The sequence below is a fragment of the Saccharopolyspora antimicrobica genome (genome assembly GCF_003635025.1).
Taxonomy (GTDB): Bacteria; Actinomycetota; Actinomycetes; order Mycobacteriales; family Pseudonocardiaceae; genus Saccharopolyspora; species Saccharopolyspora antimicrobica.
In genome coordinates this window covers 6,045,118-6,063,003 of sequence record NZ_RBXX01000002.1, presented here as the reverse complement: position 1 = coordinate 6,063,003, position 17,886 = coordinate 6,045,118, and the positions used below count along the sequence as shown (strand labels likewise).

At 70.4% G+C, this 17,886-nt stretch carries 14 protein-coding genes; 2 read left to right on the top strand and 12 right to left on the bottom strand.

The genetic code is table 11. The annotated features are described in order from the left end of the window. Positions 1 to 13: 13 nt before the first annotated feature. The 8 genes from ATL45_RS28855 to hutC form a co-directional block, all read right to left on the bottom strand. Positions 14 to 1,279 (bottom strand): sulfate adenylyltransferase subunit 1, encoded by a 1,266-nt coding sequence (locus ATL45_RS28855; protein WP_093156712.1) that lies wholly within the window; start codon positions 1,277 to 1,279, stop codon positions 14 to 16. Then, on the bottom strand, positions 1,279 to 2,175 hold the full coding sequence (cysD, locus tag ATL45_RS28850; RefSeq protein ID WP_093156714.1) for a sulfate adenylyltransferase subunit CysD: 897 nt from the start codon (positions 2,173 to 2,175) through the stop codon (positions 1,279 to 1,281). Before cysD ends, ATL45_RS28855 begins: the two co-directional genes overlap by 1 nt. Next, the gene (locus tag ATL45_RS28845) at positions 2,175 to 2,939 is read right to left on the bottom strand and encodes a 3'(2'),5'-bisphosphate nucleotidase CysQ (protein WP_093156715.1); all 765 of its coding nucleotides are present in this window, start codon (positions 2,937 to 2,939) and stop codon (positions 2,175 to 2,177) included. Before ATL45_RS28845 ends, cysD begins: the two co-directional genes overlap by 1 nt. A gap of 22 nt (positions 2,940 to 2,961) precedes the next feature. Continuing rightward, complete coding sequence (locus tag ATL45_RS28840) at positions 2,962 to 3,822, bottom strand: sulfite exporter TauE/SafE family protein (RefSeq protein ID WP_093156717.1); 861 nt, start codon at positions 3,820 to 3,822, stop codon at positions 2,962 to 2,964. After that, entirely contained in the window at positions 3,807 to 5,309 is a 1,503-nt protein-coding gene (gene cysC / locus ATL45_RS28835) for an adenylyl-sulfate kinase (protein WP_246025603.1), read from the bottom strand. Before cysC ends, ATL45_RS28840 begins: the two co-directional genes overlap by 16 nt. 274 nt (positions 5,310 to 5,583) lie before the next feature. Further along, positions 5,584 to 6,951, bottom strand: coding sequence for a purine-cytosine permease family protein (locus ATL45_RS28830; RefSeq protein WP_093156720.1), 1,368 nt, complete (start codon positions 6,949 to 6,951; stop codon positions 5,584 to 5,586). A 141-nt stretch (positions 6,952 to 7,092) separates the two neighbouring features. Beyond that, a complete protein-coding gene (locus ATL45_RS28825) occupies positions 7,093 to 8,484 on the bottom strand; it encodes an amino acid permease (RefSeq protein ID WP_093156721.1) in 1,392 nt (463 codons plus the stop codon). Positions 8,485 to 8,697: 213 nt separating this feature from the next. Beyond that, positions 8,698 to 9,453 carry a histidine utilization transcriptional repressor HutC gene (gene hutC / locus ATL45_RS28820; RefSeq protein WP_246025602.1) on the bottom strand — a complete coding sequence of 252 codons (756 nt, stop codon included), beginning with the start codon at positions 9,451 to 9,453 and terminating at the stop codon, positions 8,698 to 8,700. Between the two features lie 476 nt (positions 9,454 to 9,929). On the opposite strand from hutC, the gene ATL45_RS28815 reads away from it, so the two are divergent. Beyond that, positions 9,930 to 10,823: a C39 family peptidase gene (locus tag ATL45_RS28815; RefSeq protein ID WP_246025601.1), complete on the top strand. Its 894-nt coding sequence runs from the start codon at positions 9,930 to 9,932 to the stop codon at positions 10,821 to 10,823. A gap of 392 nt (positions 10,824 to 11,215) precedes the next feature. Continuing rightward, complete coding sequence (locus tag ATL45_RS28810; RefSeq protein ID WP_121505419.1) at positions 11,216 to 11,902, top strand: MmpS family transport accessory protein; 687 nt, start codon at positions 11,216 to 11,218, stop codon at positions 11,900 to 11,902. 346 nt (positions 11,903 to 12,248) lie between these two features. Here the strand turns inward: ATL45_RS28810 and ATL45_RS28805 are convergent, their stop codons facing one another. The 4 genes from ATL45_RS28805 to ATL45_RS28790 all read right to left on the bottom strand — a co-directional run bounded on the left by ATL45_RS28805 (position 12,249) and on the right by ATL45_RS28790 (position 17,884). Continuing rightward, on the bottom strand, positions 12,249 to 13,625 hold the full coding sequence (locus ATL45_RS28805) for a KamA family radical SAM protein (RefSeq protein ID WP_093156724.1): 1,377 nt from the start codon (positions 13,623 to 13,625) through the stop codon (positions 12,249 to 12,251). A 695-nt stretch (positions 13,626 to 14,320) separates the two neighbouring features. Beyond that, positions 14,321 to 14,749 carry an acyl-CoA thioesterase gene (locus ATL45_RS28800; protein WP_093156726.1) on the bottom strand — a complete coding sequence of 143 codons (429 nt, stop codon included), beginning with the start codon at positions 14,747 to 14,749 and terminating at the stop codon, positions 14,321 to 14,323. Between the two features lie 85 nt (positions 14,750 to 14,834). Continuing rightward, positions 14,835 to 16,403 (bottom strand): fatty acid--CoA ligase, encoded by a 1,569-nt coding sequence (locus ATL45_RS28795; RefSeq protein WP_093156727.1) that lies wholly within the window; start codon positions 16,401 to 16,403, stop codon positions 14,835 to 14,837. Between the two features lie 14 nt (positions 16,404 to 16,417). Next, entirely contained in the window at positions 16,418 to 17,884 is a 1,467-nt protein-coding gene (locus tag ATL45_RS28790; protein WP_093156729.1) for a beta-ketoacyl [acyl carrier protein] synthase domain-containing protein, read from the bottom strand. Positions 17,885 to 17,886: the final 2 nt, after the last annotated feature.

Below are 17,886 nucleotides of genomic sequence, written 5' to 3'. Positions count from 1 at the left end.
TCGTGTCCCGCCTTCAGCGCGCTCCGGTGATCATGACCGCGCCGACGGTCGCGTGGGTGGCTTCGTCGATGAGCACTGCGCCGCCGGTGAACCGGTTGCCCGCGTAGGGATCGCAGAACACCGGCTGCGCCAGCCGCAGGCCGACCTCGCCGATCTCGTTGAGCTGGAGGCGTTCGGCCGGGCCGCGCTCCAGCGTGGTGATCTCCAGCCGGTCGCCGATGCCGGAGACCAGCGCCTTGACCGTGCGCGTGGTGTGCTTGAGCAGCAGCCTCGTGCCCGGTTCGAGCGCCGATCCGGCCGACATCCAGCACACCGATGCGGTGAGCTCCGTCGCCGCCACCGGCGGATTCGCCGGAGCGCAGAGCATGTCGCCGCGGCCGATGTCGATGTCGTCGGCCAGCCGCACGGTCACCGACTGCGGTGCCCTCCCCCGGTCCAGCTCGCCGTCGGCGGTGTCGACGGCGACCACGCGGCTGCGCATCCCGGAGGGCAGGTGCAGGACCTCCTCGCCAGGGGCGATCGAGCCGCTGGCAATCTGCCCGGCGTAGCCGCGATATCCCGGAGCTCGGATGGTGCACTGCACCGGCAGCCGGAACTCGCCCGCGGCGCCCTCGTCGGTGACCTCGACGTCTTCGAGGTGTTCCAGCAGCGCCGGTCCGTCGTACCAGGGCATCGCCTCCGAGCGGTGCACGACGTTGTCGCCGCGCAGCGCCGAGATCGGGATGGCGGTGACCTCGCGCAGGCCCAGCTGGGCGGTGAAGGCGGCGAATTCGCCGGTGATGGCGCGGAACGCCGTTTCGTCGAAGCCGACCAGGTCCATCTTGTTGACCGCCAGCACCAGTCTCGGCACCCGCAGCAACCCGGCCAGCACGGCATGCCTGCGGCTCTGCTCGGTCAGGCCGTTGCGGGCGTCGACCAGCACGATCGCCAGGCCCGCGGTGGACGCGCCGGTGACCATGTTCCGGGTGTACTGGGCGTGGCCGGGCGTGTCGGCGATGATGAACGCCCGCCGCGCGGTCTCGAAGTAGCGGTGCGCCACGTCGATGGTGATGCCCTGCTCCCGCTCGGCGCGCAGCCCGTCGGTGAGCATCGCCAGGTCCAGTTCCGCGTTGCCGCGCTCCCGGCTGGCCAGCTCCAGCGCTTCCAGCTGATCGGCCAGCAGCGAGCGGGAATCGTGCAGCAGGCGGCCGATCAGGGTGCTCTTGCCGTCGTCGACGGCACCGGCGGTGGCGAACCGCAGCAGGCTGTCGGCCGGGGCGAAGACCGGTGCGTCGCTCATCAGAAGTACCCCTCCCGCTTGCGGTCCTCCATCGCGGCCGCGCTGGCGCGGTCGTCGGCGCGGGTCTGCCCGCGCTCGCTCACCCTGGTCGCGGCGATCTCGGCGATCACCTCGGCGACCGTGGCGGCCGTCGAGGGCACCGCGCCGGTGCAGGTCATGTCGCCGACGGTGCGGAACCGCACGGAGCGCTCGACGAGCTGCTCACCCGGCTCGCGCGGCAGGAACGGGGTGTCGGCCAGCAGCATCCCGTCGCGCTCGAAGACCTTGCGGTCGTGCGCGAAGTACAGCGACGGCAGCTCCACGCCCTCGCGCTCGATGTAGGCCCACACGTCGCGCTCGGTCCAGTTCGACAGCGGGAAGGCGCGCACGTTCTCGCCGGGGTGGATCATCCCGTTGTAGAGGTTCCACAGCTCCGGGCGCTGGTTGCGCGGATCCCACTGGCCGAAGGAGTCCCGGAAGGACAGCATCCGCTCCTTGGCGCGGGCGCGTTCCTCGTCGCGGCGCGCACCGCCGAACAGCGCGTCGAAGCGGTGCTCGGCGATGGCGTCCAGCAGCGTCACGGTCTGCGCGCGGTTGCGACTGGCGCCCTTGCCGGTCGGCTCGGCCACCCGCCCGGCATCGATCGACTCCTGCACCGAGGCCACCACCAGCCGGACGCCGAGCTCGGCGGCGCGCCGGTCGCGGAAGTCCAGCACCTCCTCGAAGTTGTGCCCGGTGTCGACGTGCAGCACCGGGAACGGGATCGGCGCCGGGGCCAGCGCCTTCTCCGCCAGCCTGAGCAGGACCGCGGAGTCCTTGCCACCGGAGAACAGCAGCGCCGGGCGGTCGAACTCGGCGACGACCTCGCGGATCAGGTGCACCGCCTCGGATTCCAGCAGGTCCAGCCGGGACAGCATCAGCGACTCCTCTCCGGTCGGGTGCGCGACAGCGCGTCGAGCAGGTCGCCGGCCAGCTCGGGCCGGCAGACCAGCAGGTCCGGCAGCCACGGGTCGGCCCGGCCGTAGACCAGCTCGGAGCCGTCCAGGCGGCTGGTGTGCAGCCCGGCGGCGCGCGCGACCCCGACCGGGGCCGCGCTGTCCCACTCGTACTGACCGCCGTCGTGCAGGTAGGCGTCGACCTCGCCGAGCACCACCGCGGCGATCTTCGCGCCTGCCGAGCCCATCGGGACGAGCTCGGCGCCGATGCGCTCGGCGATCCCGGGCACGAACTCCGGCGGACGGCTGCGGCTGACCGCGATCCGCGGGCGCCCGCTGCCGCGCGGAGGCGGCTCGGGTGGCCGCGCGGTGCCGAGCACCAAGCCCTGCGCGGGCAGCGCCACGGCCGCGGCGCTCACCTCGTGCTTGTCGACCAGCGCGACGTGCACCGCCCAGTCGGTGCGCCCGGGCTCGGAGAACTCCCGCGTGCCGTCCAGCGGGTCGACGATCCAGAGCCGCCGGTCGGCACTGCGCTCCGGGCCGGACGTTCCGTGTTCGGACAACACCGGATCCTCCGGGCGCTCCTGCGCGAGCGCGGCGCCGAGCAGCGCGTGCGCCGCCGCGTCGCCGGCGGCTCCGAGCTCCTTCGGGTCCGATGTGGACGCTTGCGCCGCCCGCAGCTCGACCAGGTGCTCCCCGGCCCGCTGCGCCAGCCGCGCGGCCAGCTCGTGATCGTCGACGTTCACCCGGGTACCTCCCCGTCCTTGCTCACCGAACGTTCACCGCCCGCGAGGATTCACGTTGCGCGCCAGCGGAAAGCGCCGCGCCGAGCAGCACCGCCAGCAGCCCGGCCGCCCCGCCGAGCAGGACGTCCGCGCCGATCATCACCAGCCCGGTGGCCACCAGCATGCCGCCCACCAGCACGCGCACCGGGCGGTCCGGCACCCGCGCCGAGATCAGCGCTCCCACCAGCACTCCGGGCAGCGATCCGACCAGCAGCGCGCCGACGAGTCCGAAGTGGACATCACCGGCGAACAGGTGCCCGACCGCCGCGACCAGCACCAGCGGCACCGCCTGCACGAGATCGGTGCCGACCAGCCGCGCCGAGCTCAGCCCGCTGTTGAGCAGCAGCAGGACGACGATGATGATCGAGCCGGAGCCGACCGAGGTGACGCCGACGACCAGCCCGGCCACCGCGCCCAGCAGCACCGTCGGCAGCGGCCGCACCACCGACCCGCCCGGCTCGGAAGCGCGGCGGCGGGCCAGCAGCATCCGCAGGAACAACATGCCCGCGGCGAGCAGCACCGCGCCGCCGACGACTTCCTTGAGCACCGACTCCGCGCTCTTGCCCAGCGATCCGGCCAGCAGCGAGCCGACCGCCGCGCACGGCAGCGAGCCCAGGCACAGCCAGCCGACCAGCTTCGGCTGCACCGTGCGCCGGCGCAGGTGCACGGCCGCGCCCAGCGGTTTCATCACCGCACCGGCCACCAGGTCCGAGGACACCGCGGCCAGTGGCGGCACGCCGAACACGAGCGTGAGCAGCGGCATCGTCAGCGCGCCGCCGCCCATTCCGGTCATGCCCACCAGCAGTCCGGTGAGCAGCCCGGTCGCCGCTACGCCCCAGTCCACGGCCCCACCCAGCCCCGCTCGCGCAGCAGCGCCACGACGCGTCCGACCGCTTCCTCCGGTGAGAGCCCGGTGGTGTCCAGGACGAGATCGGCGTCGCCGGGCACCTCGTACGGCGCGGAGACGCCGGTGAACTCCGGCAGCGAACCGGCGCGGGCCTTGCGGTACAGGCCCTTGCGGTCCCGCCGCTCGCACTCGCCCAGCGGTGTGGCGACGTGGACCAGCACGAAGCCGCCCACCTCCGCCACCATCCGGCGCACCGCGTCGCGATCGGCGTGGTACGGCGCGATGGGCGCGCAGATCGCCGCACCGCCGTGCCGGGTGACCTCGGCGGCCACGAAACCGATGCGGCGCACGTTCCGGCTGCGATCCGCCGCCGAGAAGCCCAGGCCCTCGCACAGGGTGCGGCGCACGACGTCGCCGTCGAGCAGCGTCACCGCGCGGTGGTCGTGCCGGTTGAGCTCATCGCGCAGCGCGCGGGCCAGCGTGGACTTTCCCGCCCCGGACAGCCCGGTGAACAGCACGGTGAACCCGCGAGCGGCCAGCGGCGGGTGGATCCTGCGCTGCTGCTCGGCGATGGCCGCGGTGGTGAACCAGCCGGGCAGGGCCTCGCCGCGGTCGAGCAGCTCGCGCAGCCGCTCGGCGCTGAGCCCGGGGCGGCGGTCGGCCGGCGGGACCTGCGCGGCCGGGCGCCAGCGGCCGTCCCGGTCGCGCACCACCTCCGGCGGCGCCACGACCTCGATCGGGGCCTGCTCCAACGGCTGCTCCGAGATCAGGTGCGTAACGCCGTAGGCCGCCGCGACGTGCGCGCTCAGAAGTGCGTCGCGCTTCGGGTCGGTGCGGCGCACCAGCGGGACCGGCACGATCGTGGTGCCTTCCGGCAGTTCCGGCTCGGCGGCCAGCAGGGCCTGCACGAGCAGCTCCGGACGCGGCCCGCGCATCCTCGGCAGCACCAGCACGTGCGCGTCGAGCTCAGCGGCCAGCACGCGGATCTGGGCGAGCTCGCGGTGGTGCAGCGGTTCCTCCGGCAGCAACCCGAGCACCGGCCCGGCGGGCAACTTCGCACGCACCTCCGCGGCTGGCGGGCGCATCCGGCGCAGCACACCGGTGGGCTCGCCCGCGGCCTGGACGGGCCCGGCGGCGTGCGCGCCGGTCTCGTCGTGCCACGGAGCCTCGTTGCGGACCACGGCCACCGGAGCGCCTTCACCGTCGCGCAGTTCGATCTCGTCGGCCGCGACGGCTTCGTCGGCCACCGGCAGCGTCAGCGGGTCCGGCCAGGGCGCTCCTCCGCGCAGGCACTGCCGGTTGCGCACCGAGAACGCCTCGGCGGCGGTGAGGAATCCTCGCAGCGGCGGGAAAGCTCCGTCCAGCAGCAGTTCGACGTCGGCCAGTTCGGCGGGTTCGAGGTGGCGGACCACGCGCCGCCGCGAACCGGCGGGCACCGGGGTGGCCCCGCCCGGTCCTCCGGGCTCGGTTCCGTTCGCGCTCACCGACACCTCCATCCGCTGTTCGCGGGACGGCCGGACACCTCTCGTGCGAGCTCTTGATCCACAACCTTGACCGACGGCTCCCACCCGGAAAACCCCACCGACCACTTCTCGCCAGATCCCGCTCTTCCCCACCCCACAACACATCCCCGCCGCTCCGAACCCACCAAAAGAGTGATCGAGGGGGCATCTCCGGATGAATCGGACGCATCGCGGAGCGTCCACTGTGGGCGGAGGTGGAGCAGCGCCACCCGATCGGCGGTGGCGGGACCGAACGTCAGGTGCGCAAGCGGATGCGGTTGCGCATGACGGCCCAGTAGATCGCGCCGGGAACCGCCAGCCCGAGCAGCCAGGCGATGTCGGCACCACCGAGCAGCGGCACCGCGAAACCGGTGAACACACCGTCCACATGGGAGAACGGGATCTGCACCGCGATACCGGCGAAGTAGGCCACCAGCGCCGGAGCGCACCATCGTCCGTAGGCGCCGTCCGGGTCGTACATCGCGTCCAGGTCGTAGCGCTCCTTGCGCAGGAGGTAGAAGTCGACCAGGTTGATCGCGCTCCACGGCGTCAGGAAGTAGAGCAGGAAGTGCAGGAACAGCACGAAATTCGCCAGGAAGTCACCGCGTCCCAGCACGGCCAGCACCCCGCCCAGCACGCCGACGAGCGCGATGTAGCCGATCCGCATCGCCGGTGACAGCCCCGCCCGGCGGGTGAAGGCGGTCATCGTCGTGGCCACCGTCATGTACCCGCCGTAGATGTTGAGCACGTTGATCGTGAGCTTGCCCAGCGCGATCGCCAGCAGCAGCGGCAGCACCAGCGCCTCGCTGCCCAGTCCCACCACGTAGCCGACTTCGTGCCCCTTGAACCGCTCACCCGCGACCGCGTAGGCCAGCGCGCCGAAGGACATCGCCCACGTCGCGCCGAGCGCGGTGCCGCCGTAGGTCCACCAGAACGTCGCCCGGATCGAGGTGCTCGCGGGCAGGTAGCGGGAGGTGTCGGCGACGTAGGGGCCGAAGGTGAGCTGCCACGACGCGGTCAGCGACAGCGCGAGCAGGAACGCGGGCACGTCCAGCTCCGGTTCCGCCAGCACCGGCCCGAGGTCGTGCGTGCCGACCAGCCGGAAGGTCAGGTACACGAACACCACGACCGACAGCAGCGACGCCAGTCGGCCGAACCGGTGGATCAGCCGGTACCCGACGATGGCGATCAGCGCCGACAGAGCCGCGTAGAGCACGATGCTGAGATCCACCGGCAACCGGGTGATCGCGGCGAGCGCCTGACCGCCGAGCACGTTGCCGCTGGCGAAGTAGCCCAGGTACATCAGCACCACGAGCACCAGCGGCAGCACCGCACCGTGCACGCCGAACTGCGCCCGGCTCTGGATCATCTGCGGGATGCCGAGCTTCGGCCCCTGCGCCGCGTGCAGCGCCATCGGGACGCCGCCGAGCGCGTTGCCCAGCGCGATGGCCACCAGCGCCCACAGCGGGTGCAGCCCGACGAGCACGGTCAGCGCGCCGGTCACCGCCGATGTGATCTGCATGTTCCCGGCGAACCACAACGTGAAGAGGCTGCGCGGGCTGCCGTGCCGCTCGCCGTCCGGAACCGGATCGATCGACCTCCGCTCGACCTGCAACGCCGCCATGCGCCACTCCTCACTCCGCGGATCTCGGCCGGTTCCATTAGCCGCCGCGCGGATGCCGAGGGCAACGCCCGTCCGGTGACCGCTGTCCCGAATGACAGACGACACCGGTCCGGGCGGGAGTTCCCGCCCGGACCGGTCGCCTTAGCTCACCTCGGTCTCGACCGCCCGGTCGCCGGCAGGCCGCCGGGCGACGCCCAGCCAGTAGCAGAGCGTCAGCAGGGCGAGCCAGGCCGCGCCGACGAGCAGCGCCACGCGGGTGTCCGCGGAGAAGGCCAGCAGCACGAAGACGAAGACCAGGAAGGCGATCGCCGCGATCTGGGCGTAGGGCCACAGCGGCGACGGGAACTTCAGCGCGGCGGCCTCCTCGGCGCTCATCGCCCGGCGGGCCCGGTAGTGCGAGAGCATGATCATCAGCCACACCCAGACCGTCGCGAAGGTCGCGATCGAGGCGATGATGGTGAAGACGTTCTCCGGGATGACGTAGTTGAGCACCACGCCGACCAGCAGCGCGCCGGTCATGATGACCACCGTCATCCACGGCACGCCGTTGCGCGAGACCCGGCCCATGATCGCCGGCGCCTGGCCGCGCTCGACCATGCCGAACAGCATCCGGCCCGCGCCGAAGATGTCGCTGTTGATCGCCGAGAGCGCGGCGGTGATGACCACGATGTTGAGCACCGTCGCCGCCGACGTCAGGCCGAGGCTCTGGAAGATCTCCACGAACGGGCTGCCCGAGGAGCTGATCGACTGCCACGGGGTGATCGACATGATCACGCCGAGGGTCAGCACGTAGAACAGCAGGACGCGCACCGGGACGGTGTTCACCGCGCGCGGGATGGTCTTCTCCGGGTCCGCGGCCTCCCCTGCGGTGACGCCGATGATCTCGGTGCCGCCGAAGGCGAACATCACCACGGCGAAGGACAGCAGGAAGCCCTCGAACCCGTTGGGGAAGATGCCGCCGTTGGTCCAGAGGTTGCTCACCGCCGGCTCGGCCTGACCGGCGCTGAAGCCGAAGACCAGCACCGCGGCGCCGCCGATGATCATCGCGATGATCGCGGCGACCTTGATCACCGAGAACCAGAACTCCAGCTCGCCGAAGACCTTGACGCTGGCCAGGTTCACCGCGCCGATGACGAACAGGGTGGCCAGCACCCAGACCCACCTGGGCACGTCGGGGAACCAGAACCCCATGTAGACCGCCAGCGCGGTGACGTCGGCGATGCAGACGATGATCATCTCGAAGGTGTAGGTCCAGCCGGTCAGGAAGCCCGGCAGGCGCCCCAGGTGCCTGCTGGCGTACTCGCCGAACGAGCCGGGTACCGGGTCGGCCACGGCCATCTCGCCGAGCGCCCGCAGCACCACGAACACCACCGCGCCGCCGATGAGGTAGGCCAGCAGGGCCGACGGCCCGGCCTGGCTGATCGCCTCCGACGAGCCGTAGAAGAGGCCGGTCCCGATGGCCGAGCCGAGGGCGATGAAGCGGATGTGCCGTGCCGTGAGGCCCCGGCTCAGTGCCGCCGCGCCTTTTCTCACCTGTTCCTCCCTGCGGGAACCTCGTCGTCCCCTCCGTCGCGACCGGGCTGCTGCCCTGCCCTGGCTGTGCCCGGGAGCACAATCCGAGCGGTGCGATATGTATAGTGCTGTATATACAGGCCGTCAAGAGCCGGATTCGGTATCGGCCGGAGCAGCGCACACTCGATGACGAACACCAACGTTTCCGGGTGATGACCAGGGATTTCCGCGCGATCAGGTCGCGTCGAAGGTTCCTTCGAGCCGGAACCGCGATCCAGGATGCAACAGCCGCGCCGAGCTGACGAGCCGCCCCTCCGACCAGGTGCGCCGGTGGATCAGCAGACACGGCTCGGAGGCCTCGATGCTCAGCAGCGCGCAGTCCTCCGCACTGCCGAGCACCGCCTCGACGACGTGCTCGCCCTTGCCCAGCGGTGCGATCCGCGACAGGTAGCTGTTCGGCGTCTGCGCCGTGAAGTCCTGGTCGAGGTAGTCGGGGGCGAGCTCGGGGCTGACGTGGCGGTCCTCCAGCTGGATCGCGACGCCGTCCTCGAAGTGCACCACCACGGAGTGGAAGACCGGCTCGCCCTCGGCGATCCCGAACAGCCGGTGCGCGCGCAGGTCCGCGGGCTCGGCCCGGAGCAGCACGACATCGGTTCGGTGCCGGTGCCCGCGCCGCTGCACCTCGTCGGCGATGTTGCGCACCTCGTACAGCGCCGAACTGCTCTTGCGCTCGGCGACGAAGGTGCCCACCCCGGCCAGCCGCACGACCAGTCCCTCCGCGCTCAGCTCGCGCAGCGCCCGGTTGATCGTCATCCGCGACAGCCCCAGCGCGCTGACCAGCTGGCTCTCCGAGGGCAGGAGCTCGCCCTCGGCCCACCGCCCGGCGCCGATCTGCTCGATGAGCACGTCCTTGAGGCGGCGGTAGGCGGGCGCGGACTCGCGGCGGCTCTCGTGGAACAGCGCGGCGACGTCCATCGCATCAACGGCCACCGGTCACCGCCCGCTTCGGAGATCAACCCACCCGGACTCAGTCTATCCGCCGGCTCCAGAGCACTCCCGGGAGCAGCCACGACGCCGATCGTTCCGGCGCCTTGTGCCCAGGCTCACGATGACGCTTCGGGCGATCTTCACGAACGGTGATCAACCGGAACCCGATCTCGGCCCACCCGGCACCGCGCGGTCCCGGCCAGGACGGGCCAGCACTTCGCTCACCAGCACTGATGGCGCCGACGCGGGTTCCACACCCCGAGATCCACCGGGCGCGGCGCGGCGGTTTTCCACCGGCAGACGCAAACGGTTACCCAGCGGAGTCGTAAACGCTCGAATGCTGACCCGATCGGGGCATACGTTGAAGCCAGCATGACTCTCAGTTACGTTGCCTGTGGCTGTTAATCACGATCCGGTCACGACGACCACCGCACCCCCGGCGGTGCCGACCGGTTCTCCCCCGACGTCGAAAGGCGCACGTGCAGAAGCTTCGCAACGCGGGCCACACCCCGAAGACCAAGGTCCGCGCACTCGTTGACAAGTTCGGCAAGAACGCAGGCGGCTCCCGGGCCCGCCGGGTGTCCGGCAAGGTCCTCCCGGTGGTCGTGGCAGGCGGCGCGATCGTGCTGGTCGGCCAGCCCCTGGTGACCGGCGGCGGTTCGGAACCGGAGCCCACGACGGCGCAGATCCGCGCCGTCGAGCACGAAGCCCCGCTGCCGGCCCCCGCCGCAGCCCCCGCGGCCGAAGCCCCGGCCCAGGCCCCGCTGCCCGCCCCGCAGGCCCCGCCCGCCCCGGCGCTCCCGCCGGCACCGGCCCCCGTCCAGGTTCCCGCTCCGCAGGAGCCGCCGAAGCCCGTTTCGAAGTCCCTCGACCTCGAGTACCAGGCGCAGCAGACCAGCTACTGGTGCGGCCCGACCGCGACCCGCATCGCGCTGTCCAGCCAGACCGCCGACCTGCCGGACCAGGCCTCGCTCGCCGCCGACCTCGGCACCACCGAGAACGGCACGGACACCATTCACCAGATCGTCGACGGCCTCAACGAGAAGCTCGGCGACAAGGGCGGCTACGTCGCCCGCGACTGGAGCGACAAGCAGCTGACCCCGGAGCTGACCGACCAGCTGTGGTCTGACATCGTCCGCAACATCGACCAGGACAAGGCCATGGTGGCCAACATCGTGGCGACCCCCGGCAACCAGCCGCCCGGCTACCCGTCCGGCCAGACGATCTACCACTACGTGACGATCGCCGGCTACGACGCGGAGAACAAGACGGTCCACATCGCCGACCCGGCCAACTTCAGCGGCATCGAGGACTACTGGCTGAGCCTCGACCAGCTGGCGTCCCTGATCAAGCCCAAGGGCTACACCGCCTGACTCCCCCACTCCGAAGGCCCGCCGAGCTCTCGGCGGGCCTTCGGGCTTTCGCGTCCGGAATTAATTTCGTTCTCCACTGAAGCAACAGGCACTACCGATCGCTTGTGTCCCGCCGTACAACTCACTTGCAAAGCTGCGCGAACATCCCGACGACGACGTCCGAGAAACCGCGAGGTCGACGCACCTTCCTGCGGCGGCTCGCTCCTGCGGCTCTGCTCGTGCCATGCGCTCGAATTGCCGAACCGTCCCTGCGCTGCCCTGATGTGCCGTGGAAACTTTCTCGGGTTGACGCGTAACAGCTCTCAGCGATCGCGCGAATGGGTAGTTGAAGCTCGCACCTCCGGGCGAGCCACGGGCGCCCCCGATCCGGGGGCGGAAAAGAGAAAATCGCCATGACCCAGGTAGCCGACCCCTACCCGCACACCGCGCCGCCCCGCAACGGATTCGGCATCACCGCGCTGGTGCTCGCGCTGATCGGCCTCGTTTTCGGCTTCCTCCCGCTGACCGGGTTCCTCGCTCTCATCCTAGGTGCGCTGGCGGTGTTGTTCGGCCTCCTCGGCGTAGCTCGGACCCGAAAGGGCCTGGCTACCAACAAGATCATGTCGTGGGTCGGGACCGCGCTCGGCGGGCTGTCGCTCGTGATCGGCATCTGGGGCGTGGTGATCGTGTACCAGGTCACCGAACAGCTCGTGCGCGACCTGGACGAGATCAGCACCGGCCTGCAGACGCCGCCCGCCCCGGGACAGGGCAACACCCCAGCGGACGTCGTCCCGGCCGCACCGGAGGCCGAGGCGGGGCCGAGCGTGGTCCGCTACGAGGTCGACGGCACCGGAACCGCCTTGACCATCAACTACTCCACCGCCAACGGCGGCGGGTTCAGCTCGGAGTCGGTGACCGACGCGCGCCTGCCGTGGAGCGTGGAGGTTCCGGTGAACCCCGAAGGATTCACCAGCTACGACCTGATGGCATCGAACGACGAGAACGGCGGCACCATCACCTGCCGGATCCTCGTCAACGGCCAGGTCGTGCAGGAGGCCACTTCCAAGGGCCCGTACCAGATGGTCATGTGCATGCGGTGATCCCGAACGCCCCGGCAACTCCTCTTCGACGGCCTCACGAGCAGGGCCCTGGGCCTTCCGCCCGGGCCCGGGCCCTGCGCCAGGTCGTGATCACCACGACCGTCGATGCCAGCAGGGCCGCGGCGAACAGGAAGATCGCCTGATTCACGAAGGCGAACAGGGGCACGCGCCGGGACGGACCGCTTATGGCCCTCATCGGTGAATCCGCACTTCCCCGCGGTCGAGCCGGGTGCGGTCTCAGGTGGTGGTCTCCCACCCCGTCGGGGTTGAAGAGGACGCCGAGGGTCCGCCGGGATCCGGCGGGCCGTCGGCGTGTTCGCACCGCCCCCGCGCGCTGCGCGAGGTCTCAGTCCCGGCCGTGCTCGTCCCAGTATCGCTTGCCGGACTCGGGGAGCGTGTAGATCGGGTCGTAGTAGGGGTAACGGCGGTCGAGCACGTCCGGGGAGTCGAGTTCGATGCCGGTGCGGTAGTCCTTCGTCCAGTAGGAGATGCCACGTTCGCGGTCGTACTCGGCGAGCTGGTGCACCCAGCGCTTGCCTACGTAGGGCACGTCGCAGATGATCCGCGGTGTGGCGTAACCCGGCAGGTACCCCATGATCGCGTGCTGCAGCTTCTGCGCCTCCCACACCGCGACCCGCCAGTGCTCGGCGTTGGGGATCATGTCGCACATGTAGAAGTAGTACGGCAGAATGCTCGCCTCGCCCTGCAGCGCGAAGCACAGATCGAGCAGATCTCCCGGCGTGTCGTTGACTCCGCGCATGAGCACGCCCTGGTTCCGCACATCGCGCACGCCGACCGCGAGCGCCGTCCGCGCCGCCTCAGCCACCAGCGGAGTCACCGACTGCACGTGGTTCACGTGCGTGTGGATCGCCAGGTTCACCCCGCGCCGCTCCGCCGTGCGGGCCACTCGCTCCAGGCCTTCCACGACGGTGGGCTGGAGCCAGTGCTGCGGCAGGCCGGCGAGCGCCTTTGTGGCCAGGCGGATGTCGCGCACCGTCGGAATGTCCAGCAGCCGCATGAGGAACAGCTCCAGCTGCCGCCACGGCACGTTGGCCACGTCGCCGCCGGACACCACGACGTCGCGCACGCCCGGCGTCTTCTTCAGGTACTCGATCATCTGGTCCTGGCGGTCGACCGGCTTGAGCAGGAGCTTGTGCTTGTCGACCGCGGGCGTGGAGTTGCCCACCAGGTCCATGCGGGTGCAGTGCCCGCAGTACTGCGGGCAGGTGGACACCAGCTCGGCGAGCACTTTGGTGGGATAGCGGTGGGTGAGCCCCTCGACCACCCACATCTCGGCTTCGTGCAAGGAATCCCGTGACGAGTAAGGGTGACTGGGCCACACCGCGTCGCGGTCGCCGCGCACCGGGAGCATGTAGCGCCGGACCGGGTCCGCGTGGAACATCTTCGTGAACGCCTCGGGCGTGGTCTCGGCGGTGGGTGCGATCGTGTTGAGCATCTGCGGCGGCAGCAGCATCGACATCGTGGCCAGCTCCTGCTGGTCCGCGGCCAGCTCGTCGTAGAACTCGTCGGTGAGCAGGTCGCCGACCACGGCGTGCAGCTGCTTGATGTTCTTCACGCAGTGCGCCCGCTGCCACTGCGCGTCGCGCCACTGCGCCTCGGTCACGTCCCGCCAGCCCGGTAATCGCCGCCAGTCCGGCTCGACCAGCTCCTTTCTCGCGTACTCGTACGGCTGTCCGCCGGCCTGGGCGACCGCGGCGGACATGGTGGGCGTCGCTGCGCTACCAGTCGTGGGCTGGGCTGTCATGTGCACTCCTACGTTGTTCGCACGTAACCACTCGAATTCGCTCCAGACGGCACGCGGCGATCGAGCACCCGCATTTCCTGGAGGAATCCGGAAGCCGGGGCGGCCGGCCAGTTTCACCCGACGTTCCCGCCTGGGAAAAAGCACGATTCCGGACAGATTTCCGAGGGTGGAAGCCGATTGGTTCGACCGTGTTCGCAGGGTTCCTCGAATTCGCGGATCGCCATCTCACCCGGATACGAGGGCATCCGGCCGAGGCGGGCTGCCGAGCATCAGCGCCACCGAGCTCGGGCGCGAGAACTGCGATCCGGCAACTCGGTGGTCGGGTGCACCCGCAGGTGACCGCGATCGTGCCGGTGGCGATCCGATCGCCACCGGCGAGCGGCAAGACGATTCCTTCGCAGGCGGTGACTCACCTGCTGGGCCGAAGCACGGCACTGGGCTCCGGCGGGAGTTCCTGATCCATCACATGACCGATGGCGTGCACGGCAGCGAGCGGCTCCGGTCCCGGGCACCGCAGTCCCGCTCGGGCCCGCGCTCTGCCCGGGGAACGGGCGGCAGTCGTCGATCGTCCGGAACCGGCGGGGCGGCGGCCAGCACCAGAACTTCACGCGGTGGCGGGCGATTCCCGTCCTGTCGTCCCGCTGCGGCCGCGCTTACCCGGTCAGGCCGAGCAGTTCCGGCTTCGTCGCCAGCTTCCGGAAGTGCGCGGCCGGATCGTCCACCAGCTTGCGCTTCTTCAGATCGATGACGCCCGCGGTGCTGGTCAGCTCGGCGGCGAGCACCCCGTCGGCCCGGGTGATCTCCTGGCGCACCTCGAAGGTCTTCTTCTCGCCCCAGATGAACTCGCAGGAGATGTCGACCTCGTCGCCGCCGCGCAGCTCGTTCCGGAATTTGATGGTGTTCTCCAGGTAAACGGGACCGGCACCGGATTCGATGAACACGTCCTGCGTGATTCCCGCCGCCCTGGACAGCTCCCAACGCGCGTGTTCCGCGTAGAGGTGATAGACCCCCTGGTTCAGATGACCCAGGGTGTCCAGTTCATAGCCGCGAACCACCACTCGCACCCGGAACAGCTCCGACATCGTCAACCTCCATCAACGTCCACAACATGCAGTCACCGCCGAATTCACCCTACCAGCGCAGAACTCCACGCGGGTTCCTAATTCATCAGTTGACCTTCCTGTCCTGATCGGCCCAGAATTGTTCACGAAGCTTTCGCCTGAGGATTTTCCCACTCGGATTGCGCGGGATCACGTCCACGATTTCGTAGCGGGTCGGCACCTTGAACTCGGCGATCAGCTCGCGCACGAAGAGCATCAACTCGCGCGGCTTGGCACTGCTGCCGGGGCGCAACGTCACGAAAGCGTGCGCCGCCTCGCCCCACCGCTGGTCCGGGATGCCGACCACGGCGGCCTCGGCGACCGCGGGGTGCTTGCACAGCGCGTTCTCCACCTCCGCCGGGTACACGTTCTCGCCGGCGATGATGATCACGTCCTTGATCCTGTCGGCGATGTAGACGTAGCCGTCGGCATCGAGGTAACCGGCGTCGCCGGTGTGCAACCAGCCGTCTACCAGGGTCTTCGCCGTCGCTTCCGGCAATCCCCAGTACTCGAGCATGACCGCGGGCGTGCGCACGCAGATCTCACCCACCTCCCCGGTGGGCACCGGCCTGCCGGCCGAATCGACGATCTTGACGGACACGCCCGGATAGGGCTTGCCCGCGGCGCGCATCCTCGGACTGCCGGGCACGTGGTCCTCCGGCGGCAGGCAGATGGCGCAGTTGCCGCTCTCGGTGAGCCCGTACATCTGGCTCAGGTCGCAGTCGAAGATCTCCTGGCAGCGCTGCAACAACGTCTCCGAGATCGGCGACCCGCCGTAGTTGATCATGCGCAGGGTCGCGAAGTCCTCCCGGCTGACGCCGTTCTCCGCGAGCATCATCTGCAGCATCGACGGCACCGCCAGGGTGGTGGTGATGCCGGCTTCCCTGATCAGGGTGACGGCGTCGTGGGCGGTGAACATCCGCATGCACACGTTCAGCACGCCGGCGTTGAAACCCTGCATCGCCCACCAGATCCCGGCGACGTGGAACCCGGGAATGCTGATCAGGCTCCGGTCCTGCGGGTACCAGTCCAGCCAGTCGACGCCGTGCTCGGCGAGCAGGTCGCGGATCCCGAAGAAGCTGCGGTGGGCCAGCACCACACCCTTCGGCAAACCGGTGGTGCCGCTGGTGTAGAGCTGCACCACCGGATCCTCGGGCCTGGCCACGTGGTCCAGGTCCGAGGTGCTCGTCCCGTCTTTGAACCGGGCGAGACCGTCCTCGGGCCGCTCGCGGTCGATCTCGACGATCTGCCGCAACGCGGGCAGGTTCGGCTGCCGCTGCTCGGCGACATCGAGGTGGTCGCGCTCGACGAACAACAACTCGGCGCCGGAGTCGCGCAGGACGTGGTCGACCTCGTCAGGTGCCAGCCGCCAGTTGATCGGCACCAGCACCACGCCCGACTTGGCGCAGCCGAAGAAGATCTCGTAGTAGCGCTCGGACTCCTTGCCGAGGTACCCGACCCGCGCGCCGGCACCGACGCCGTGAGCGCGCAATGCGCGTGCGATCCGGTTGCTCTCCCGGTGCAGCGCACCGTAGGTCACCTCTCGCCCCTCGCAGCGGATGGCCGCCTGCTCCGGCACTCGACCGGCGTGGAACGGCAGGGTGTCTGCCGCGGTCTGCAACTGGGGGTAGTACATGCGTGTGTCTCCGTTTAGCACCAAGTGTTGTGGTCGGGCCAGTGCCGCTCTCCCGCGAACGCGGGGAGTTCCGGGCGACGCTGCCCGGCTGTGGTTCCCTGGGCGGTCGCGGCGCTCTCCAGCACCACGTGCGCCATCGTTCCGGTGAACCCGAACCCGCTGACCGCCGCTCGGCGCGGGCCGTCCGAGGGCCAGGGCAGCGGTTCGGCAGCCAGCCGCAGGCCGAGCCGGTCCCATGCCAGCGCCGGATCGGCATCGTCGGCACCGACCTGCGGCGGAATCTCCGCCCGGTCCAGCGCGAGCACCGCCTTGAGCAGGCCGGGGCCACCGGACGCGTGCTCGAGGTATCCGAGATTCGCCTTGCACGAGCCCACGTACAGGGGCACGCCGCTGCCGTCCGGCCGGTAGGCCGCCGACAACGACTCCGCCTCGATGACACCGCCGATCTTGGAGCCGTTGGCCTGTGCCTCGACGTAGTGCACGTCCGCCGGCTCGAGCCGGGCATCGGCCAGCGCCAGCTCGATGACCTTCCGCTGCCCAGCCGACGAGGCCACGGCCAGGCCCGGCCGGTCGCCCTGCTGGTACATCGCGCTCCCCCGGACCAGTGCGTACGGCAGTCGCTGCGCTCGAACGGCGTCGGACTGCCGCTCGAGCACGACCACGCTGGCGCCTTCCCCGCGCACGTACCCGTCCGCGCTCGCGGTGAACGGCAGGCTGGTTCCGGTCGGCGACAACATGCCCGCGTCGGCCAGGATCGGTGCGCTGAACGGGGAAAGCAGCAGGCTGCAGGTGCCCACCACCGCGATGTCGCACTCCCGGCGGCGCAGCGACTGGCACGCCAGGTGGACCGCGGAGAGCATGCTCGACGAGGCCGTGTCGACGGTCATCGCCGGGCCGCTGACGCCGAGCGCGTGCGCGACCCGCCCGGACACCGCGCCGGCCGCGCTGCCGGTGGCCATGTGCCCGGACAGCTCCGCGGCCGGCGTTCCGTTGCGCAGCCAGGCGTAGGGGTACTCCACAGGCCCCGACCCGGCGAACACCCCGACGGTGCTCGTGGCCAGGTCGGCCGGATCGAGCCCGGCATCGGCCAATGCCCGCACCGCGACTTCCAGCAGCACCCTCTGCTGCGGGTCCATGCTCGCCGCTTCCGCCGGCGAGATGGCGAACCGCTCGGCGTCGAACAGGTCTATGCCGGACAGGAAGCGCCCGCGCCGCAACAGGTCCGCGAACGGACGCAGATCGGGTGCGTCGAGGTTCCAGCGCGGCCTGCCGAGGCTGTCGGTGGGCGGTCCCGCGGTGGGCACCACCGTCTTGCTGCGCAGCGCCGACCAGAGCTGGGGACCGTCGTCGATCTCCCCGGGCAGCCGGCAGCCGAGGCCCACCACAGCGATGCTCTCGGTCTCCCGCAGGTGCTGGCGGGCCAGCATCAGCATGAGCTGCTTGCGGGACAGCGTGTCCAAGTAGTCGATGTAGTCGGGCATGG

Bases quoted from the DNA above. Each gene is read 5' to 3' on its own strand.
- ATL45_RS28855 (WP_093156712.1), bottom strand. From the start codon at position 1,279: ATGAGCGACGCACCGGTCTTCGCCCCGGCCGACAGCCTGCTGCGGTTC.
- ATL45_RS28795 (WP_093156727.1), bottom strand. From the start codon at position 16,403: ATGTACTACCCCCAGTTGCAGACCGCGGCAGACACCCTGCCGTTCCAC.
- ATL45_RS28805 (WP_093156724.1), bottom strand. From the start codon at position 13,625: ATGTCCGCCGCGGTCGCCCAGGCCGGCGGACAGCCGTACGAGTACGCG.
- ATL45_RS28800 (WP_093156726.1), bottom strand. From the start codon at position 14,749: ATGTCGGAGCTGTTCCGGGTGCGAGTGGTGGTTCGCGGCTATGAACTG.
- ATL45_RS28830 (WP_093156720.1), bottom strand. From the start codon at position 6,951: ATGGCGGCGTTGCAGGTCGAGCGGAGGTCGATCGATCCGGTTCCGGAC.
- ATL45_RS28810 (WP_121505419.1), top strand. From the start codon at position 11,216: ATGACCCAGGTAGCCGACCCCTACCCGCACACCGCGCCGCCCCGCAAC.
- cysD (WP_093156714.1), bottom strand. From the start codon at position 2,175: ATGCTGTCCCGGCTGGACCTGCTGGAATCCGAGGCGGTGCACCTGATC.
- ATL45_RS28790 (WP_093156729.1), bottom strand. From the start codon at position 17,884: ATGCCCGACTACATCGACTACTTGGACACGCTGTCCCGCAAGCAGCTC.